This window comes from Mucilaginibacter gossypii, assembly GCF_900100945.1.
Taxonomy (GTDB): Bacteria; Bacteroidota; Bacteroidia; order Sphingobacteriales; family Sphingobacteriaceae; genus Mucilaginibacter; species Mucilaginibacter gossypii.
Genome location: NZ_FNCG01000005.1, coordinates 241,199 through 260,718 on the forward strand (window position 1 = coordinate 241,199; position 19,520 = coordinate 260,718).

Consider the following 19,520-nt stretch of genomic DNA (forward strand, 5'->3'; position numbering starts at 1 on the left):
GTCATATTCACCGTTGAATTAGCCGAATATTTAATACCCGGCTAATTTTATTATATTGCGATATGAACTTGACCTCAATTAAAAAAATAGCTTTAACAGCAATTGCAAGCGCCCCTGCTTTAGCTTTTGCCCAGGATGCCCAATATACTGTGCAAGGTAAAATTGGCGACTATAACGCACCGGCGAAAGTGTATGTGCAATATCGTAAAGATGGAAAAACGGTTGTCGATTCGGCAGTATTGAACGGAGGGGCCTTTAAATTTACCGGTAAAACAAGCACAACAACACCTGTAAGCGGTTATATTTTGTTTAACCCCAAAGGTACCGGTCTGCATAGCTCAGAAGATTATCGTTCCATTTACCTTGAACCGGGTACCATCAACGTAAGTGCAACTGATAAAATTGCTGATGCCAAAATAGAAGGTACCAAAACCAATAACGATAACGAAAAATATAACCTGGCCGAAAAACCGATTAATGATGCCTATGAGACGCTTTCGGCAAAACGTAAAACCGCCACGCCGGAGCAAATGGCCGAACTAAATGCTGAAGAAAAAAAGATCGACGACCAGGACGCGCAGGTAAATAAAAAGTTTATCCAGGAAAACCCCGATTCATACGTAAGCCTTAACGCGCTTGAATCATATGCCTACAGTGCCGATTACGTAGATATTGCCCCATTGTTTAACAGCTTCAGTCCTGCTATTAAAGCAACCGAAGCAGGCAAGAAATTTGCCGAACGCCTGCCAAAATTAAAAGCCGTAGCTTTAGGTGCAGCCGCACCCGAATTTGCCGAAGCTGATACTGCGGGTAAAATGGTTAGCCTGTCATCATTTCGTGGTAAATATGTACTGATAGATTTTTGGGCATCATGGTGCGGCCCTTGCCGTCGCGAAAACCCTAATGTGGTAAAGGCTTACAACGCTTATAAAGGCAAAAACTTTACCATACTTGGCGTGTCGCTCGACAGGCCGAATGCGAAAGATAAATGGCTGGCAGCTATTCACAAAGATGGCCTCACCTGGAACCATGTATCCGACCTTAAGTTTTGGGACAGTAAAGCAGCCGATCTGTATGCAGTACGCGGAATTCCTCAAAACTTTTTGTTAGATCCTAACGGAAAGATCATAGGAAAAAACCTGCGGGGTGAAGATCTGGAGAATAAGCTCGCGGAGATTTTTGGAAAGATCTAATTATATTATTGAAGTCATTGACTGTAAGGCCTTAGCAAAATCAATTTGTTAAGGCTTTTATGTTTGTTTCTCACCCCTAAGAAGCTGTTTAAATTTGATTCGAATTATTTATGTATCATATTGGAATCATAGCCGTTGGTTTTAACCAACGGAATAATGAGTAATAATAAGGGGGCTTCAGCCAAAATTCTTTTGCACAATTGGGCTAAAGCCAAGACTTTTCAGCTTTTTTTTCCGTTGGTTAAAACCAACGGCTATGAATATTTCCCGTTTTTAAACAGTCCCTGAGATTAGGGGACAAAAGTAAAAGGGCGGCATTGACCCAAGCCCAAACTCACGAAGTTTTCAAAACTTCGTAAGTTTCAGCGCCGCCCACTCACAACATCAAGATATTTACAAATCTGCAATATCCTTTTACAAGTATAAACAACTATTTTTGAGGGTCATCCCTGATTGTCAATCTATGCTAAAACGCTTTACTCTTATAACTCTTATACTTGCAGCTTTTACTGTAACCCACGCACAAAATAAGATCAAGCCTAACAGAGATACCACCGAGCTTAAACCGGTGATCATCAAAGGTTACCTGAGCGATCAGCCTGTGATAAGCGTACCGGCGTCGGTAAGTGTGCTTAATGCAGCCCAGCTCAGGATCCAGCCTGATAATTCATTTGTAAACGCCTTAAATACGGTTCCGGGGGTACGTACCGAGGAGCGTTCGCCAGGCAGTTATCGTTTATCCATCAGGGGCAGTTTATTACGTTCGCCTTTTGGCGTGAGGGACGTAAAGATCTATTTTGACGATATCCCGCTTACCGACGCTGGCGGCAACAGTTATTTAAATGCCATTGATATAGCGGCCATACAAAAGGTTGAAATATTAAAGGGCCCGGATGGCAGCTTATTTGGGGCAAACTCAGGCGGGGTAGTCATTCTTAGTCCGCTTAACCGGTATAACGACAGTACCTATATTTCGGCCGGGATAAATGGCGGTTCATACGGGTTGTTTCATGAAAAAGCAGCAGTACAATTAAAAACTACCAATTACCTGCTCAACATTAACCAAAGCTTTCAAACCTATCATGGCTACAGGCAAAACAGCGATACCCACCGCAACTACCTGCAACTGGCCGATAGCTGGAACTACAGCGGCAAAAACACCTTAAAAGCATTGGGCATTTATTCCGATTTGGCCTATCAAACACCGGGTGGCTTAAACCTGGCCCAGTATACCGTCAATCCGAGATTAGCCCGCCAGCCTACGGCAACTTTGCCAGGGGCTATTCAGCAACGCATAGGTATTACTACCAAAATGTATTTAGGCGGCTTAACCAACGAATATCATTTTAACGACCACATCCGCAACGTGCTGGCTGTGTTTGGCAATCACGTTGATTTTGCCAATCCGTTTATCACCAACTATGAACAACGCAGTGAAAATACCTATGGCTTCCGCACCTATTTTGAACTAACCGGCGATAAGAAACCCAATTTAAACTGGAAAGTTGACCTCGGTTTTGAATGGCAGCAAACCAACTCGCACATTGCCAATTATGGTAATAAAAAGGGGGTAAAAGATACCACCCAAACCGTTGATTATATCCACACCAACCAGCATTTTGTATTTGCCCGTTATGCTGCCGATGTGTATAAACGCCTGCATATTGAAGCCGCGGTAAGCTTAAACGATTATGGTTATGATTTTAAAAACCTGTATCCGCTTAATCAAAACAACTTTACTAACCGAAACTTTAGCGCGCAATTGATGCCGAGGCTGGCTTTATCATACCAGTTCATTAACGCATTGGCGTGGCGGGCAAGTGTAAGTCGCGGTTATTCAAGTCCTACAACTGCCGAGGTACGGCCAACTGACAATATTGTAAACACCAGCCTGCAGGCCCAATACGGCTGGAACTACGAAACTGGCTTCCGCCTGCGCAACAGCGACGAAACTTTTATGCTTGATGCATCTGTTTACTACTATCGCTTAAACAATGCCATAGTACGCCGCCTAAATGCTAATGAAACCGAGCATTACATCAACGCCGGTGGTACCAACCAGTTAGGCACCGAAGCGTCATTATACTATTGGATTATTCGCCCAAACAGGTATAACTTCATTCGCGGGCTACAACTCAACGAATCTTTTACGTACAGTCATTTCCGGTTTAGGGATTATATGGTTACCAATGCCAATTATTCGGGTAACAGGCTAACCGGCGTACCTAAAAACGTATTTGTAAGCAGCCTGCAGATCAGGTTCCCTGAAAGTATTGCATTATTTGTTCAGCATACCTTTACTTCAAAAATTCCGCTGAACGATGCAAGCACCATATATGCGCCAAAATATAACCTGTTGCAGTCCCGCGTTAGCTATCAGCCAACCATTGGCCGTAAAATCCGTTTTGAAATATTTGCTGCCGCGGATAATTTACTGAATCAGAAATATAGCCTTGGTAATGATTTGAATGCTGTAGGTAACCGATATTATAATGCGGCTCCGCTGAGGAATTACTCGGTTGGGATGAATTTTATGTATTAGATGGTTAATAGTTGATGGTTCATAGTAAGTAAAGGCCAAAATACGCCGACGCTCGGCTCCAGCCGAGTGTCGATTATTTCCAGGCCTCTGGCCTGTGTTCGCCATGCTTGTTTACGGCGGCCAGAGGCCGTAGAATAGTTGCCACACGGCAGGAGCCGAGCGGCGGCATTTGTAAATAAAAAAAGTCCGGTGTTTTACGAAGTAAACACCGGACTTTTTTTAGCTTGCGACCTGCAAACTGAAACTACGGATTCAAATTGTTATTACCTCCTTCAGCTATATTGCTTCCCTTGCCTTTCGGATCAAAAGCGCGGAATTTGATAACGCCGCCATTGTAGTTAACAGGGCCAGTGTAAACCTTACTGCCAGCGTCAGGATCTTTACCATTGGTTGTATACCGGATAGTTAAACCCGGGAACTCCACATTGCTCAAGTATTTACCATCCTGCAGGCTGATCCCTGGCTTAGGCACACGATAATCGTAGCCACCGTTGTAATAGGATAAACGTGGCAGTTCTCGTTTGCCCAACACATTCAAAAAGTTTGACCAGGCTACCTGGTATGCCTCTTTGCTTTTTACAGGGTCTTTTTCGGTGGCCCATGCCGGGTCTTGCGCCCAGGCACGTTCAGCCAGGCCAAGCAGCCTCGGGAAAATCATGTAATCCATTCTTTCGGGGCCTTTCACTGTTTCGGCCCATAAGGCACCTTGCAAGCCTACTATATTGCTTTTACCATAATCGGTAAGGCGTTGCTTGCCGATGAAGATATTCCTGTTTATCGGGTTGCCTTGCTTATCAACGTCGGCATTTTTAAAATAATCGTAGGGAATAAATGAGAAGAATTTATCAATGCCTAAAAACGCGCCCCAGTAATAGCCCGGCTCATCAAATGATTTGTAATTGGCCATATCAAAATACAGGTTGGTAACGCAGGTTAGCACTACTTTGTAACCACCATTAGCCAAACGGTAAGCCAAATCTTCCTGCCCTCCGCCTAATACGTTGTTCCAAACATCAACCTGTAGGTGTTCTTTTGTAAAATCCGGATTTGGTACGTAAGCCGGCTGACCGTCGAGGGTTGTTTTACGCAGCGCCATTTCTTCCCAACCCGACAGGCGGATACCTTTCGCTTTCAGGATTTCATTAATCCTTCCGTAGAAATAATACCAAAGATCATTAGTGCTCTGTATTTCGGGATGGGTAGACTTAAGCGCTGCATAAGCAGGTGATTTTTCCCACACATTGGCAGGGACCTCATCGCCACCGAAGTGGATGGTGGGCAGTGGCGCTTCGGCTTCTTTATAAGTGCTGATGAGGTCATTTACAACAGTCTCCACAAAGTTATAGGTTGAAGGGAGCGATACATCAATCACGTTATCGTTCCAGTATTGTACCGAGCGATACTCAGATTTATCATTGGGATCATACAGTAAATATTTTTCAGCTTCAGCCTTTTTGCCTTCGGCCATTAATCGGTCATAGCGAGCGTTCATTGCTTTAATAGCTCCGCGGGCGTGCCCCGGTGTTTCAATTTCAGGTACTACAGTGATATGACGGTCATTGGCGTATTTCAGGATCTCGATATAATCTGCTTTCGTATAATAGCCGGTGCCAAAAGGGTTATTAACCTCCGGGCCAGAGCCGTGCGACGGTGGCAGGTGGCGTTTGCTATCAAGGGTATGCCCGCGTTTCGAGCTGACAGCAGTAAGCTCAGGCAGCGCAGGAATCTCTATTCTCCATCCCTCATCATCCGTTAAATGCAGGTGCAACACATTAAGCTTGTACAGGCTCATCGCTTCCAGTAATTTCAACACCTGCTGTTTTGACTGAAAGTTACGGGCTACATCAAGCATTACGGCACGATACGCAAAACGAGGGGCATCGGTAACTTCAACGCATGGAATTTGTACCAATGATGGCGTTTTAGCTAAAGCGCTCGCCGGGATCAGGCTTTTGAATGATTGAATACCATAATAGATGCCGGTATTTGCAGATGCGCGGATAACCACAGTGGTTGGTTTTACACTTAGCTCGTAAGCTTCATTGCCCAAACCGGCTTTGTATTCAAATGAAATAACTTTACCCGGTTTTCCTGTTTCCTTTTTTCCGAAGATGCCGCCAATGTAATTACGTAAAACAGCTGCTTCTTTGCTGAACCGCGCATCGGCAGATGAAACCTGAACACCTGCAGTGAACGAAAAACTGCCGCTGCTTAGGCTATAACTTACCGGTGTAGGGAAAACTTTCAGTAACTGATCGGCAGGAATATCGGCAACCGTTTTATTCCTGTCATAAACAATTTCGGGGGTTATTAAGCCCTGGTAAGTTGGTTTGTACGGCGTAATATCATATGAGCCGAAAGAATAGCCTTTTTCAGGGGCATTATCCCAAACAAGGTATGGCCCTTCAGGTGCATCGGTAATGTTTACCACAGGGTCATCGCACACAAATTCAATGCGGGAGGTTTCGCCGGGTTTCAGGTCTTTGAAGCCTGATGTTGGGGTTATGCTGTATAAGTCGCCGTTGACCTGTTCAATCAGGGCGTTATTGCTAACGGCCGTTTTGGTAAAACCGCGCCCGGAATTAAAGTAGATCTTCCATCCCCCTGCAGGCAAAACCTCACGACTTTTATTGGTAATCACCAGTGCGGTGAGGGCTTGGTTTTTATTTTGATAGTTATTATCCATTACCTGCCAGGTGAGGTGCAGGTTGGTTACGTTCGGTTTTTTATCATCATTAATTTTAAAACCGCTGCATACAAAAACCGCGGCGATAACCACCAGCGTAAAAATTTTGTTCATAATTGATCCTGTGCCTGGGAGAAAACAGACAGGTAAATATATTACTTTTTAAATTATTTTAATAAGTGTTTTTTATAGAGACAGACCACAGGTTACGCTATCGCTAAACCTGCGGCAGTAGTGACTCAAGACTTAAAGGGAAAACTTAATCCACCCTTCCCCTTCATAACCAAATATGAACTGCTTAGGGCGGATGATTTCGGCCAGGATCTCTATTGAGTCGACAATCCTTGGGCCGGGACGATTGAAATACTGGTTGCCATCGACAATATAAAACCTGTCGCTTTTTACTGCTTTGAGTGATGCAAAACCCGGGCGGTCCAAAAGGAGGTTTATCTCACGCATGGTGCGTTCAATACTGAAGCCGCAAGGCATCACCACAATAATTTCCGGGTCCTGCTGCAGGATCTCATCCCACTCAATATAAGGTGAGTGCTTGCCGTCCTGTGCCAAAACAGGCGTTCCGCCGGCTATGTTTACCAGGCCTGGTACCCAGTTGCCGGATATCATTACTGGCTCCAGCCATTCAATACACGCAACGGTGGGTTTGCTGTCTATAAATTTCAGTTTATGCTTAATAATGTCAACCCGTTCCTGCAGGCTTTCAAGCAGTTCGGCACCGGCCGCGGGCACGTTCAGTGCATTGGCAACGGTAACAATGTCCTCAAAAATATCATCGAGACTGTTAGGCTGCAGGGATATAATTTGTGCCTGTTTATCCAGGTAGTTTTCAAGCGCTTCTTCAACATCTTTTAACGATACGGCGCAAACCTCGCACTGGGCTTGTGTTATCACTACATCAGGTGAAAGTGCTTTAATTTGTTCCCGTTTTACGGTATAAACCGAGAGCGCATCGGCCAGGATCTCTTTCACTTTTATATCAATATCGGCGCTGCTCAAACCATCCGGAAAATTAGCTTCAGTACATATGGGTAATTCTTTAACAGATGCCGGAAAATCGCATTCGTGCGAACGCCCCACCAGGTTTTTCTCTAATCCTAAAGCACAAATTATTTCGGTAGCGGCCGGTAGTAACGAAACTATTTTTTTTGTTGGCATGTTAACAAGTTAAAGTTTGCAAATGTAAGGAAGATTCTGAACCGGGATTAAACGGATTTGTCAGATTATTGGATTCTAATGCCGACATCGGACAATACTCAAATCCTATAAATCGTGGCTCAGACAATAATTTGCCAACTCCAATTAACAACCTATCTTTGCTGCAATGATATTTTTGACTTTTTTCATCGGGCTTATAGCTAATTTCATAGGCTATATACCACCCGGCAATATAAACCTAACTTTAGTACAGATCACTATAAACCGTGGCATAAAAGAGGCTGTACGTTTTATTACAGCTTTTTCGGCAGTTGAATTTTTCTTTACCTATTTTATTATGCATGCTGCCCGCTGGCTTTCGGGACAATTGAAACTGGGCACCATCATCGACTGGATCATGGTGGTTTTGTTTGGTGTAATGGGTTATATCACTTGGATTCATCGCAATGCCCCACCTAAAGCCAATTACTCTGAACACGCCAGTATTAAATACGGTATTTTATTAGGCTTTCTAAACCCCATGCAGGTACCCTTCTGGATGGTTACAGGCACATACCTCATTACGCATGAATGGATCCTTGATGGCCGCGTAGCTCTTGTTATTTTTAGTCTGGGTTCGGCAGCAGGTGCTTTTTTATGCCTGTTTATCTATGCCAAATTCGCTAAATACATACAGGAAAGATTTGCGTTAAGCACCAGGCTTATCAATACCAGCATAGCTATATTATTTTTCGCATTTGCAGTGTATCACGTTGTAAAGCAGATTTATCTGTCGTTTTTCAAACACTAAAAATCTTGATTTTCTTGACTTAAGGATTGCCTGATACGATTAATGCCAAATTCAAGGTAATCCTTAAATCAAGCAAATCATGGTTCAATTCATGACTTTCAACACATCAACCTTATCCTGGGCCAGCTGAACTTTCAACTCGTCGAGCGATGAAAACTTAACATCGCTCCGGATGTAGTGGTGAAATTCCATACGGATAGTCTGATTATAGATCTCTTCGTTAAAGTCAAAGATGTTTACTTCGATATTGCGGCTAAGGCCATTGACCGTTGGGCGACTGCCGATGTAGGCCATCCCTTTATATTTCTGATCAGCTATAATTACTGTTACCGCAAAAATACCATCGCATGGAATAAGCTTATATTTTTCTTCAACCACGATATTGGCTGTCGGATAACCAAGCTGACGGCCGATCTGATCGCCGCGGACAACCTTTCCGGTAATAAAGAAAGGATAGCCTAAAAAGGCATTAGCCAAATGAATATCGCCGCTTAACAGGGCGTTGCGGATACGGGTTGAGCTGATGGCCACCTCGTTGATGTCCTGTTCGGGAATTTCTACCACATCAAAACCATACACAGGGCCAAGGCGCTGCAGGTCTTCAAAGCCGCCCTGCCTGTCTTTCCCGAAGCGATGGTCATAGCCTATTACTATTTTTTTTGTACCAATTTTGTTAACCAGCACATCACGGATATAGCTTTCGGCGGATTGATTGGAGAAATCTCTTGAAAAAGGGGTTATAATGAGATGGTCAACCCCGATACGTTCCATTAGGTCGGCCTTTTCGGCAATGGTGGTTATCAGTTTCAGGCTTTCATCTTCCGGGTGCAGGATCATACGCGGGTGCGGAAAAAAAGTAAGGATTACCGTTTCGCCTCCTGTGCTTTCAGCCAGCTCCTTAATGCCTGAGATAATTTTACGGTGCCCTAAGTGTACCCCATCAAATGTACCGATGGTGACTACTGCATTGTTTACCGCTGTAAATTCGTCGATATTATTGTAAACCCTCATTTATGAGTAAAACACAAAGTTAATTTTTAGTTGATGGGATTAAAAACCGGAGTGTTTGAGCTTTGTAAATTTCCTTTACCGCGCTGTATGTACATCTGATACTTTTAATTCCCTCACAGTATTTACCAGTTCCATCACTTCCCAGGCATCCTCAATTCTGAAGTTACCGCTGCGTGTACGTCGTAGTTTTGAAAGATAAGCCCCGTTGCCTAAAGCCGCGCCAAAATCATTCACCAGCGAACGGATGTAAGTGCCCTTACTGCACACCACCCTGAAATCAACCTCGGGCAGCTCAATGCGGGTTAGTTCAAACTTAGTTATAGTGACGTTACGGAGCTTCAGTTCCACATCCTCGCCCCGGCGTGCTTTTTCATATAAACGCTCGCCATCAACTTTTATGGCCGAGTGCGCCGGCGGATATTGCTGGATATCGCCAATGAACTGTCTGCAGTTGTTACGCAGCATTTCTTCGGTGAGTTGGCTGATGTCGAAACTTTTGTCTGGCTCCGTTTCCATATCGTACGAGGGGGTAGTAGCACCCAATACCATGGTCCCGGTATATTCCTTTTCTTCGGCCTGGAAAGTATCAATCTGCTTGGTCATTTTACCGGTGCAAATGATTAACAGGCCTGTAGCCAGCGGATCAAGCGTGCCTGCATGGCCAACCTTTAGTTTAAGCGGCTTAAATGAATTGCGGAGTTTGCCAACCACATCAAAGCTTGTCCATTGGTACGGTTTATTAACCAGCAGTAGCTGACCCTCGGCAAATTCCTCTATTTTGGTGTACGTGTTCTTCAAATCTTTTATTTACACCGGATCAATTTATCCGATTTTTCGCAAAGGTACGATTTTCGGCCCTATTGCCGGACAAGCTATAAATTACTACGCCGGATCAATCTCTTTTGATATGAGAATGATCCGGCGCGGCAAAATTAATGTGATATACTTAAATGCTTAAATCGTTTGTAATTGGTGCCCGCTCAAAATTAATCCTATGATAACAGCTCCAATCACAATACGGTACCAGCCGAAAATCTGGAAACCACGGCGCTCAAGAAAAGTAATGAATGTTTTAATAGCCAGCATGGCAACAATAAAAGCAATGATATTACCTATGGCCAGTAATTTAATTTCTTCGCCGGTAAATACGTGCCCTTCTTTATGGAAGTCGTATAGTTTTTTTGCAGTCGCGGCAAACATAGTGGGCACCGCCAAAAAGAATGAAAACTCGGCAGCTGCAGTTCGGTTTAGCTTTTGCGCCATGCCACCAACAATAGTAGCAGCCGAACGCGATGTACCGGGGATCATGGCTAAACACTGAAAAAAACCTATTTTAAATGCAGTTAAATTGCTGATTTCTTTTTCTTCTTTAATCATAGGCTTGTTGAACCATTTATCAACAAACAATAAAATAATACCGCCAACAAAAAGGGTAATACCAACGGTAAGCGCGCTCTCCAATAAAGCATCTATCTTTTTGCTAAACAATACGCCAAATACCGCTGCAGGTATAAAAGCGATAAACAGTTTTAAATAAAAATTAACCGATTGGAGGAACCTTCTCCAGTACAGGAACACTACCGATAAGATGGCACCCAGTTGTATGGCAATAGTAAAAAGCTTTACAAAAGGATCGGCTGCTATGCCCATTACTGATGAAGCAATGATCATGTGCCCGGTTGATGATACGGGCAAAAATTCAGTTATCCCTTCAATAATTGCAAGGATAATAACATGGATTAAATTCATTGGGGTTTTAAGGGGTTGAGGTAGAGATATACGTTATTACAGTAGATATCTTTCACTAAAACATATCTACTGTAAAATTCAGCATGGTTACTGTATTAATTAGCCGAAGGCTTTTTAAGGATAGCGAAGAAACCCAAAGCAAAACCGCCCAAAACTACTATTGGGGCGATAACTATTTTGGTAGTGCTGTAAATGTCAGTTGTGCCCGACATCAGCACAAAACCGAAGGCAACAACCGCCACGCTGATAATTAGCATACGGTAATTGCTTTTATCAAATATAAATTGTACCGGCGCAGTAGCTTTTGCGGCACCGGTAGCTGCCGGCGATGTTGCAGCAGTTGTTTTTACAGGAGCCGCTGGTTTAAATTTTTGTGCCATATATCTTTTTAATGAGTGAATTATTGATTTAGTGAATTAGTGATTGAAAGTTCAGATCAAGCATTTCAGCTTTAACCTTTAACCTCTATCTGTACAGATCGTATATTTTTAAACGTAAAAACTTGTTAACTGCTAAAAAGGTACTGAAGCCTGATATAAAAATACCCAGCCCAACTACAACTAAAAACACGATGCCAAACTCGGTGTAGTTTTGCAAAAATACAAGGTCGGGTACGTTGTCATAAGCAACATATAAAGTACCTATCAGCAGGATAATAGCAATCAGGCCGCCTAATAAGCCATGCCAGATCCCGTACAGTAAAAAAGGCTTGCGGATAAACCCTTTTGTAGCCCCAACCAGTTGCATTGACTTGATCAGGAAACGCTGCGAATAAATCGCCAGCCTGATGGTATTATTAATCAACGCTACCGAAAGCACTACAAAGATTCCGGCGAAGGTAAGGATGATTAAACTGATGGTCGTTACGTTCTGGTTCATCTGGTCAACCAGTGACTGCTGATATTTAACCTCTTTTATTAAGGGGTTTTTCAGCAACTCGGCTTTAAACTTTTCGATATCCTTGTTGTTGGCATAATCCGCTTTCAGGTAAACATCAACTGACTGCGATAGCGGGTTATAACCTAAAAACTTTACAAAGTCTTCGCCAAGATCTTTTTGCAGGTTGCGGGCGGCAAGCTCTTTACTTACGTATTGGGTTTGTTTTACCATTACGTTGCCATCCAACTGTTTTTGAAGTTGCAATACATCGCTTTCGTGGGCGGCATCATCAACAAAAATATTAAGCACGATGTTTTCTTTAACATAGCTCGAAATATTTTTAGCGTATACCAGTATTAAACCCAGCAGCCCTACCATTAACAGCACCATGGCAATACCAAATACAGTTGAAATGTAGATGGTTTTTGTCTTTTTAGAGGATGCGCTTGCTTCAAATTCTTCCATTTACTTTTGTTAGATGTTAGATATTAGACGTGAGATTTGAGATCACTATCCCCCTCAAGTTAACATCATATTTCTGCGAAAATAAGAAACCCTCCCTAAAGGTAAAAGTTTATTGCTTATAAATATGTTTAATAACGCTTTAGCTTAACAGATTTAACATTTATTAACAGCAGAACCGGTATTTGGGGGGATTTTTCGGATTACGCAGATTTCGACAAATTCCGATCAAACAAACATCCGAAAAAACAGAAAAATCCCCCCAAATCCCGGTTCAGACAAATTAAACATCAATTCTGATCTAAACCTGGAGTTAAACAAAGCGCTACCGCTATTGTTATCAATACATGACAAAGCCAGCAAACGAAAAAGATAAACCCTCGCCATCAGATACCCCGACCCACAGGCCAAATGACAACGGGCATAAAAGCAAGGTGCGTAAAGAAGATAAACAATATCACGCCGATAATCCGCATGGAGGCGATATTGCCAAAAAGCATGAGAAAGAAGAACAACCGGTTCATTCGGTGAAGAGTGTACCGAAATAAGCCCCCTCTAAATCTCCCCCGGAAGGGGAGACTTAATTAAGATCTTTAAGCCCTCCCTGCTGGGGAGGGTTGGGTGGGGTTATCTCGCAATCCCCGCCGAGTTAAACTGAAGGTCGTACAATTTCCGGTAGTGGCCGTTTTCAATTTTAAGCAACTCCTGGTGGGTACCCATTTCCATAATCTCGCCATGGTCAAGTACGATGATCCTGTCGGCGTTTTGAATGGTGGAAAGCCTGTGGGCTATCACTATAGCCGTGCGGCCTTCCATTAATTTATTGATGGCATTCTGGATCAGGATCTCGGTTTCTGTATCAACAGATGACGTGGCTTCGTCCAAAACCAGGATTGCGGGATTATAAACCAGTGCCCTGATAAACGAGATTAGTTGCGATTGCCCGGCCGAAAGTGTTGAGCCGCGTTCCATCACATTATAATCGTAGCCACCGGGCAAGCGTTCGATAAAATCATGCGCGCCAACATCTTTGGCTGCAGCTATGATCTGATCGCGGGTTATAGTAGGATTATTGAGGCTGACATTATTGGCAATGGTATCACTAAATAAAAACACATCCTGTATCACAGTTGCTATCTGCGAACGCAGGTAGTTTACATCATAATCATGGATATCATGTCCATCAACCCTTACACAACCTTTACCAATTTCATAAAAACGGTTCAGGATATTAATGGTTGATGATTTGCCTGCGCCGGTTGCCCCTACCAAAGCCAGGGTTTCGCCGGGTTTAATGTGGAAGCTGATGTTTTTCAGCACCCAGTTTTCATCATTATAGGCAAACCATACTTTATCAAAGCTAATATCGCCCTGCAGCCTGCCTGTTGTAAGTGTGCCTTTATTTTCGGCCACCTCGTCGGTATCCAATACTTTAAAAATCCTGTCGGCACCTACCATACCCATTTGCAGGGTATTAAATTTATCGGCCAGCTGGCGGATAGGCCTGAATAACATATTCAGCAATACTATAAAGCTGGTGATCAATCCCGGAGTAATACCCTTACCTGATGCAGAGATAGTTAGCATTTGACTATCTGACAGCATTCGTTTACAACCATACCAAACCAACAGGCCCATGCAAATGGCAAACAGGATTTCCACTACAGGAAAGAATATCGAATAATACCAGTTTGAGCGGATATTGGCATCGCGGTACTTCTCGTTCACGGCTTTAAATTTACGCATCTCCTGGTCTTCACGGGCAAAGATCTGGATCACACTAATCCCCGAGATATGCTCGGCCAAGAAAGTATTGAGCCGCGCCACCTGCGTACGCACCTCCTGGAATGAGGACTTAATAGCCTCTTTAAACACATAGGTTGAAGCAAACAGGAAGGGCATCGGAATGAGCGTAATCAGGGCCAGTTTCCAGTCCTGCCAAAGCATATAGCCTATCACAGCAACCACCAGCAGCATATCGCCCATGATAGAGATCAACCCTTCCGAAAAAATATCGGCAATAGTTTCCAGGTCGGACACCGTACGGGTAATAAGCATACCGATAGGCGTACGGTCGAAGTATTTTAATCTTAAACTGGTAATGTGGTTAAAAATATCGATCCTCAAATCGCGGATCACATATTGGCCCAACGCATTGGTTAAATAAGTTTGGTAGTACTGCGCAATAGTTTGAATGAGAAGCTGTGCTATCATGAGCTCAACCATAAAAACCAACCCATTATAATCATCGTTCAAAATATTAACATCCAATGTACGTTGGATCAGGATTGGCTGCAGCAAAGCATTGGCTGCTATAAAAATGGTTAGGAAAGTAGCTATAACAAAGGTTTTATTATACGGCTTAACGTAATGCATTACCCGGCCGAGCAGCTTCCAGTCAAGGGCCTTTCCGGTTACGCCCCCAGAAGGGGGGGCTGCTTGCTTGGTTGCTCCCTCATTTGCTGAGGAGGGAGTTTCCTGTTTATTATCTTTTTCTTCTTTAGCCACTATATCAAAGTTAAAGTATAATTATCTATCGTCAAATCTCATCCACATTATCCACCATTGTTCCCCCTTTAGGGGGTTAGGGGGCTAATGGAGCGACCAGTTGGTAAGGATATTTAACTTCCGTCAAATACAACCCGCAGGCCGGTACGCTGGTGCCGGCATTGGAGCGGTTTTTACTTTCAATAATTTCACGGATACCTTCCGGTTGCATTTCTTCCCGGCCAATCATCATCAAGGTACCCACAATGGCCCGTACCATGTTACGCAAAAACCTGTCGGCAGTTATATGGAAGACAATGCCGTTTTCTGTTTTCACCCACTCGGCGCGGGTTATTTTACAGTTATTGGTTTTAACCTGGGTGTTTGATTTGCTGAAACAGCTAAAATCAATATACTCCATCATAATAGCCGCGGCTTGGTTCATCAGATCGATATTGGGCACATCGCGCAGCTGCCATGAATATCCCTGCAAAAAAGGGTCTTTATTAAAGTGAATATGGTATTGATATGAGCGCGATGTGGCATCAAAACGGGCATGCGCATCGGCATGTACCGGGACAATGTTTTTTATGGCGATATCAGGAGGGAGCAGAGCGTTGAGGCCCCTCACTTTATGTCCATAGTCAATAGTCGATAGACCATAGCTTGAGGATTTACTATCGACCATGGACCATGGACCATGGCCTTCAATATCGAAATGCGCAAAGAATTCTTTAGCGTGCACGCCTGTATCTGTACGGCCGCAGCCGGTAGTTTCTATCGGGTGTCGTAAAATTGTGCTTAGTGCCTTGTTCAGCAGTTCCTGTACAGTTACGGCATTTTGCTGTACCTGCCAGCCATGATAGGCAGTGCCATTGTAGGCCAGTTCAATAAAATAACGCTGATTTGTGCTCACGACGGCAAAGTTAATAATCTGCCGCCTATGCCGGGTTCATAATTTGGTCATAGTATTATGCAGGTTCGGTTATATAGGCCTTATAGATTGCCTCAAACACCAGTTTATTTTTAACCGCCAGATTAAAAGGCTTATTGATAAAGGTGTTGCTATATCCAATGGCTTTTGCCAGGTTACGCAAAACATCAAAATAGGTTATTTCAATGCCTTCGATGATCTGCACATAAAATACAATGAACACATCACGCTCCATGGCAGTTTTCCCGGTTTTAATTGCCGATAAATAAGCTTCAAGCGTCATGGCTTTTATGCCAAGTACCGTCGTTTTTGATGGCGTTTCATTAATGGCGCTGTAAATAGAATCGAGCTGGGCAAGCTGCTTTTGGGTAGCTTCATAACATTCCTGTACGGCCTCCTTTAAATAAGCTAAGGATGCAAGCTCTTTTATCTCCTCAAAAAAATCAATCAGATGTTTTTTGCCAAAATAAATGCTGTTCAGGTGCTCAAGGAAAATCCTTTTTAGATGGACATTCTCAAATTTAACATCTTCGGGGGTTTGTTCACTAATAGGGGGCATTTGACAACTGTTTAAATACAAATAAATATACATTAAATAATTATCATTCAAAGCAAGCAATATCCTTATTAAATTAGTGCTTCTCCAATAAGCAAAACATTTATATTTGCCTTTATAATTTTTTAATATCATGCTGCAACGCATCCAAAGCATTTACCTTTTGTTCGCCAGCCTTGTGCTGTTTGCCCTTTTCTTTTTTCCGCTTGCCCACAACGTCTATATTAATGATAAACCCTCAAGCATCATGGTTACCGGTATTTACCAGGATGTGAACGGCGTACAGCAGCATACCCAAACATTTGTGGCACTAACCGCTATAACAGCTATTGTTGCCCTTATTCCGCTGGTCATCATTTTTCTATATAAAAACAGAAAACAGCAAATAGCCTTCTGCTATAGCGCTATACTTGTACTTATTGGCTACAGTTTCTGGATGGCACAAACTGTTAAAGGTGCAGCAGGCAGCATTACCCTTGATACACGCACGATGGGCATTGGCCTGTTCCTTACTTCACTAAGCATCATACTGATCATCTTTGCACAAAAGAGCATAAAAAAAGATGAGAAGCTGGTGAAATCGGCCGACAGGTTGAGGTAAACCCGTGTTAGTGTTAAGTCGACAGTACTAAGTCGGCAGTTATAAGTCTGGTTTCCTTTTCTATAGTTAAAACTATGACTAACCTAAGTTCATTGTTTGCAATCCCTTTGTAAAAACCAGGTAATAGATTTATGATTTTCATGCTTACTAAGACCCCTTGTTATCTGAAAATCGGGCTTTAAAAACCGGAGAAAAAGGTAATCCTTGTTATGAAATTATTAATTAACTGGTTTTTTTTCAGTTAATTAGTTGCTTATTCTCAATAATACTACCAAACTTCATTTTATCTCAACCAGCCTATTGGAATTATAAAACATTAACACTATCTTTGCGCCCGATTTGGCGATGTTGCCAGATTCGTTATTTAAATTCATGAACAACCCATTTATTGAACTGGGAATCCGTCATGATATTGTTAATGCCATCTCTGAGTTAGGATTTGAGAATCCTACACCAATCCAGGAGCAGTCAATCCCGGTATTGTTAACAGGCAGCAACGATTTTGTCGGATTAGCCCAAACCGGGACCGGAAAAACTGCTGCCTTTGGCCTACCATTGTTGGAACTGCTTGATTTCGAAGAAAATCATCCACAGGCACTTGTTTTATGCCCAACACGCGAACTTTGTTTACAAATCGCGAACGACATTAAGAACTACTCCAAAAAAATGAGCAACGTACACGTTGTTGCTGTTTATGGCGGAGCAAGCATTATGGATCAGCTACGCCAGATCAAACGCGGCGTACAGATCGTAGTTGCTACACCAGGGCGTATGCTTGATATCATTAACCGTAAGGCTATTGATTTTTCGGCTGTGAAGTATGTAGTATTGGATGAGGCTGATGAAATGCTCAATATGGGCTTTCAGGAAGACATTGATAGTATCTTATCTACCACACCCGAAGAGAAAAAAACCTGGCTATTCTCGGCCACCATGCCTGCCGAAGTTAGGCGGATCGCGAAAAAATACATGACCGATCCTTTCGAGCTTACCATGGGCGCAAAAAACACCGGCAATGCCAATATCGAGCATGAGTACTATATAGTACGTGCACGTGACAAGTATGCCGCGTTTAAACGTATTGTTGACTTTAATCCTGATATTTTTGGTATCGTATTTTGCCGTACCAAAATTGAAACCCAGGAAATTGCTGAATCGCTGATCAAAGACGGCTACAATGCCGATTCATTGCACGGTGACCTTTCACAGCAACAACGCGATAAAGTGATGAAACGCTACCGTGAGCGCAGCCTGCAATTATTAATTGCAACCGACGTTGCCGCACGTGGTATCGACGTTAACGACGTAACTCACGTTATTAACTATTCATTACCCGACGAGATTGAAAACTATACTCACCGTAGCGGCCGTACAGCCCGTGCAGGTAAAACCGGTGTATCAATCTCTATCGTTAACGCCAAAGAATTAGGCAAAATTCGCCAGATTGAGCGTGTTATTGGTAAAAAATTCGTGAAAGCTGAGATCCCTACAGGTTTTGATGTTTGCGAAAAACAATTATTCTCTATCGTTCACAAGGTACATAACGTAACTGTAAACGAAGAGCAGATTGAGCAATACCTGCCGCGTATTTATGACGAGTTTAAAGATTTCACCAAGGAAGATTTCATCAAACGATTTGCTTCAATTGAGTTTAACCGTTTCCTTGATTATTATAAAAACGCTCCTGACCTGAATGCCAGCGTTGAAGAAGGCCGTAACAGGTTTGAAGATCGCGGCGAACGCGGCAATGGTGTACGTGGCAACTTTACCCGTTTATTTATAAATTTAGGTTCGGTTGATGAATTTAACCGCGGCGATTTGTTAGGTTACATCTGTAACACTACCAAAATAAGCGGCCGTACCGTAGGTAAAATCGATGTTAAAGGTGTGTACTCTTTCTTTGAAGTACAAAACGAAGATGTTGATAAAGTGATGGCCAGCTTTAAAGAAGCCGAATATAAAGGTCGCCCCGTAAGGATCGAGATCTCTGGCGAGGGCACCAGCGATAACCGTAGCGGCGGCGAACGCCGTGAAGGCGGATACCGCGGTGGTGATCGTCGTGAAGGCGGATACCGTGGCGGAGATCGCCGTGAAGGTGGTTACCGTGGCGGCGAGCGTCGTGAAGGCGGTGGTTACCGTGGCAACGAAAGGCGCGAGCACAGCAATGGCGGTGGTTTCCGCGACTTTTCAGGCAAACCCCGTGAAGATCGCCCTGAGCGCAGAAGGAGATTTTAATTATCCATCATAAAAAAACCACCATGTGCAAAGCATGTGGTGGTTTTCATGAGCTTCCTTTAGTAAGAAGCATTAGTTTTAGTTTAGTTTTGTTAACAAAGCCTTTTTACCGCTGCATACGGGAACAAAGGCTTTTGTTTTATATATAAGCCCGCCTTTTCTGGTCATAAGCAACCTTCAACCCATCCATAAACTGTATGAGCTTTCGGCTTTGAGCATTCA

The 19,520-nt window shown here is 43.2% G+C and carries 16 protein-coding genes; 6 read left to right on the plus strand and 10 right to left on the minus strand.

Going from position 1 to position 19,520, the window contains the following annotated elements; all coding sequences use genetic code 11:
* Positions 1-62 precede the first annotated feature (62 nt).
* Positions 63-1,193 (plus strand): TlpA disulfide reductase family protein, encoded by a 1,131-nt coding sequence (locus BLS28_RS12740; protein WP_091167437.1) that lies wholly within the window; start codon positions 63-65, stop codon positions 1,191-1,193.
* A gap of 463 nt (positions 1,194-1,656) precedes the next feature.
* Positions 1,657-3,735: a TonB-dependent receptor gene (locus BLS28_RS12745; RefSeq protein WP_091167440.1), complete on the plus strand. Its 2,079-nt coding sequence runs from the start codon at positions 1,657-1,659 to the stop codon at positions 3,733-3,735.
* A 244-nt stretch (positions 3,736-3,979) separates the two neighbouring features.
* Here BLS28_RS12745 and BLS28_RS12750 read toward each other — a convergent pair whose 3' ends face one another.
* Both BLS28_RS12750 and BLS28_RS12755 read right to left on the minus strand, forming a co-directional pair.
* Complete coding sequence (locus BLS28_RS12750) at positions 3,980-6,535, minus strand: family 20 glycosylhydrolase (protein WP_091167443.1); 2,556 nt, start codon at positions 6,533-6,535, stop codon at positions 3,980-3,982.
* Positions 6,536-6,667: 132 nt separating this feature from the next.
* Complete coding sequence (locus BLS28_RS12755) at positions 6,668-7,594, minus strand: cobalamin-binding protein (RefSeq protein WP_091167446.1); 927 nt, start codon at positions 7,592-7,594, stop codon at positions 6,668-6,670.
* Positions 7,595-7,760: 166 nt separating this feature from the next.
* Here BLS28_RS12755 and BLS28_RS12760 point away from each other — a divergent pair, with 166 nt between their 5' ends.
* A complete protein-coding gene (locus BLS28_RS12760) occupies positions 7,761-8,384 on the plus strand; it encodes a LysE family transporter (RefSeq protein ID WP_091167448.1) in 624 nt (207 codons plus the stop codon).
* Positions 8,385-8,468: 84 nt separating this feature from the next.
* Here BLS28_RS12760 and BLS28_RS12765 read toward each other — a convergent pair whose 3' ends face one another.
* The 5 genes from BLS28_RS12765 to BLS28_RS12785 form a co-directional block, all read right to left on the minus strand.
* Positions 8,469-9,395, minus strand: a complete 927-nt coding sequence (locus BLS28_RS12765; RefSeq protein WP_091167451.1) for a bifunctional riboflavin kinase/FAD synthetase — start codon at positions 9,393-9,395, stop codon at positions 8,469-8,471.
* Between the two features lie 75 nt (positions 9,396-9,470).
* Positions 9,471-10,202, minus strand: coding sequence for a tRNA pseudouridine(55) synthase TruB (gene truB / locus BLS28_RS12770; RefSeq protein ID WP_375339189.1), 732 nt, complete (start codon positions 10,200-10,202; stop codon positions 9,471-9,473).
* A 147-nt stretch (positions 10,203-10,349) separates the two neighbouring features.
* Positions 10,350-11,144, minus strand: coding sequence for an undecaprenyl-diphosphate phosphatase (locus BLS28_RS12775; protein ID WP_091167458.1), 795 nt, complete (start codon positions 11,142-11,144; stop codon positions 10,350-10,352).
* Positions 11,145-11,239: 95 nt separating this feature from the next.
* Positions 11,240-11,524 (minus strand): DUF3098 domain-containing protein, encoded by a 285-nt coding sequence (locus BLS28_RS12780; RefSeq protein WP_090530735.1) that lies wholly within the window; start codon positions 11,522-11,524, stop codon positions 11,240-11,242.
* Positions 11,525-11,609: 85 nt separating this feature from the next.
* Positions 11,610-12,488: a cell division protein FtsX gene (locus BLS28_RS12785; RefSeq protein WP_091167461.1), complete on the minus strand. Its 879-nt coding sequence runs from the start codon at positions 12,486-12,488 to the stop codon at positions 11,610-11,612.
* A gap of 344 nt (positions 12,489-12,832) precedes the next feature.
* Here BLS28_RS12785 and BLS28_RS12790 point away from each other — a divergent pair, with 344 nt between their 5' ends.
* Positions 12,833-13,033 (plus strand): hypothetical protein, encoded by a 201-nt coding sequence (locus BLS28_RS12790; RefSeq protein ID WP_091167464.1) that lies wholly within the window; start codon positions 12,833-12,835, stop codon positions 13,031-13,033.
* A 79-nt stretch (positions 13,034-13,112) separates the two neighbouring features.
* Here the strand turns inward: BLS28_RS12790 and BLS28_RS12795 are convergent, their stop codons facing one another.
* The 3 genes from BLS28_RS12795 to BLS28_RS12805 form a co-directional block, all read right to left on the minus strand.
* Complete coding sequence (locus BLS28_RS12795) at positions 13,113-14,861, minus strand: ABC transporter ATP-binding protein (RefSeq protein ID WP_091167662.1); 1,749 nt, start codon at positions 14,859-14,861, stop codon at positions 13,113-13,115.
* A gap of 208 nt (positions 14,862-15,069) precedes the next feature.
* Complete coding sequence (gene truA / locus BLS28_RS12800; RefSeq protein ID WP_091167466.1) at positions 15,070-15,888, minus strand: tRNA pseudouridine(38-40) synthase TruA; 819 nt, start codon at positions 15,886-15,888, stop codon at positions 15,070-15,072.
* 55 nt (positions 15,889-15,943) lie between these two features.
* Positions 15,944-16,465: a DUF892 family protein gene (locus BLS28_RS12805; protein WP_176844446.1), complete on the minus strand. Its 522-nt coding sequence runs from the start codon at positions 16,463-16,465 to the stop codon at positions 15,944-15,946.
* Between the two features lie 130 nt (positions 16,466-16,595).
* Here BLS28_RS12805 and BLS28_RS12810 point away from each other — a divergent pair, with 130 nt between their 5' ends.
* Together BLS28_RS12810 and BLS28_RS12815 are read left to right on the plus strand one after the other, a co-directional pair.
* A complete protein-coding gene (locus BLS28_RS12810) occupies positions 16,596-17,063 on the plus strand; it encodes a DUF4293 domain-containing protein (protein WP_091167471.1) in 468 nt (155 codons plus the stop codon).
* Between the two features lie 372 nt (positions 17,064-17,435).
* Entirely contained in the window at positions 17,436-19,298 is a 1,863-nt protein-coding gene (locus tag BLS28_RS12815; RefSeq protein WP_090531349.1) for a DEAD/DEAH box helicase, read from the plus strand.
* The last annotated feature ends 222 nt before the right edge of the window (positions 19,299-19,520 follow it).

What these genes read in the sequence shown, in the direction of transcription:
- BLS28_RS12740 (WP_091167437.1), top strand. Translation starts at nt 63, where the DNA reads ATGAACTTGACCTCAATTAAAAAAATAGCTTTAACAGCAATTGCAAGC.
- BLS28_RS12745 (WP_091167440.1), top strand. Translation starts at nt 1,657, where the DNA reads ATGCTAAAACGCTTTACTCTTATAACTCTTATACTTGCAGCTTTTACT.
- BLS28_RS12750 (WP_091167443.1), bottom strand. Translation starts at nt 6,535, where the DNA reads ATGAACAAAATTTTTACGCTGGTGGTTATCGCCGCGGTTTTTGTATGC.
- BLS28_RS12755 (WP_091167446.1), bottom strand. Translation starts at nt 7,594, where the DNA reads ATGCCAACAAAAAAAATAGTTTCGTTACTACCGGCCGCTACCGAAATA.
- BLS28_RS12760 (WP_091167448.1), top strand. Translation starts at nt 7,761, where the DNA reads ATGATATTTTTGACTTTTTTCATCGGGCTTATAGCTAATTTCATAGGC.
- BLS28_RS12765 (WP_091167451.1), bottom strand. Translation starts at nt 9,395, where the DNA reads ATGAGGGTTTACAATAATATCGACGAATTTACAGCGGTAAACAATGCA.
- BLS28_RS12775 (WP_091167458.1), bottom strand. Translation starts at nt 11,144, where the DNA reads ATGAATTTAATCCATGTTATTATCCTTGCAATTATTGAAGGGATAACT.
- BLS28_RS12780 (WP_090530735.1), bottom strand. Translation starts at nt 11,524, where the DNA reads ATGGCACAAAAATTTAAACCAGCGGCTCCTGTAAAAACAACTGCTGCA.
- BLS28_RS12785 (WP_091167461.1), bottom strand. Translation starts at nt 12,488, where the DNA reads ATGGAAGAATTTGAAGCAAGCGCATCCTCTAAAAAGACAAAAACCATC.
- BLS28_RS12790 (WP_091167464.1), top strand. Translation starts at nt 12,833, where the DNA reads ATGACAAAGCCAGCAAACGAAAAAGATAAACCCTCGCCATCAGATACC.
- BLS28_RS12795 (WP_091167662.1), bottom strand. Translation starts at nt 14,861, where the DNA reads ATGCATTACGTTAAGCCGTATAATAAAACCTTTGTTATAGCTACTTTC.
- BLS28_RS12805 (WP_176844446.1), bottom strand. Translation starts at nt 16,465, where the DNA reads ATGCCCCCTATTAGTGAACAAACCCCCGAAGATGTTAAATTTGAGAAT.
- BLS28_RS12810 (WP_091167471.1), top strand. Translation starts at nt 16,596, where the DNA reads ATGCTGCAACGCATCCAAAGCATTTACCTTTTGTTCGCCAGCCTTGTG.
- BLS28_RS12815 (WP_090531349.1), top strand. Translation starts at nt 17,436, where the DNA reads ATGAACAACCCATTTATTGAACTGGGAATCCGTCATGATATTGTTAAT.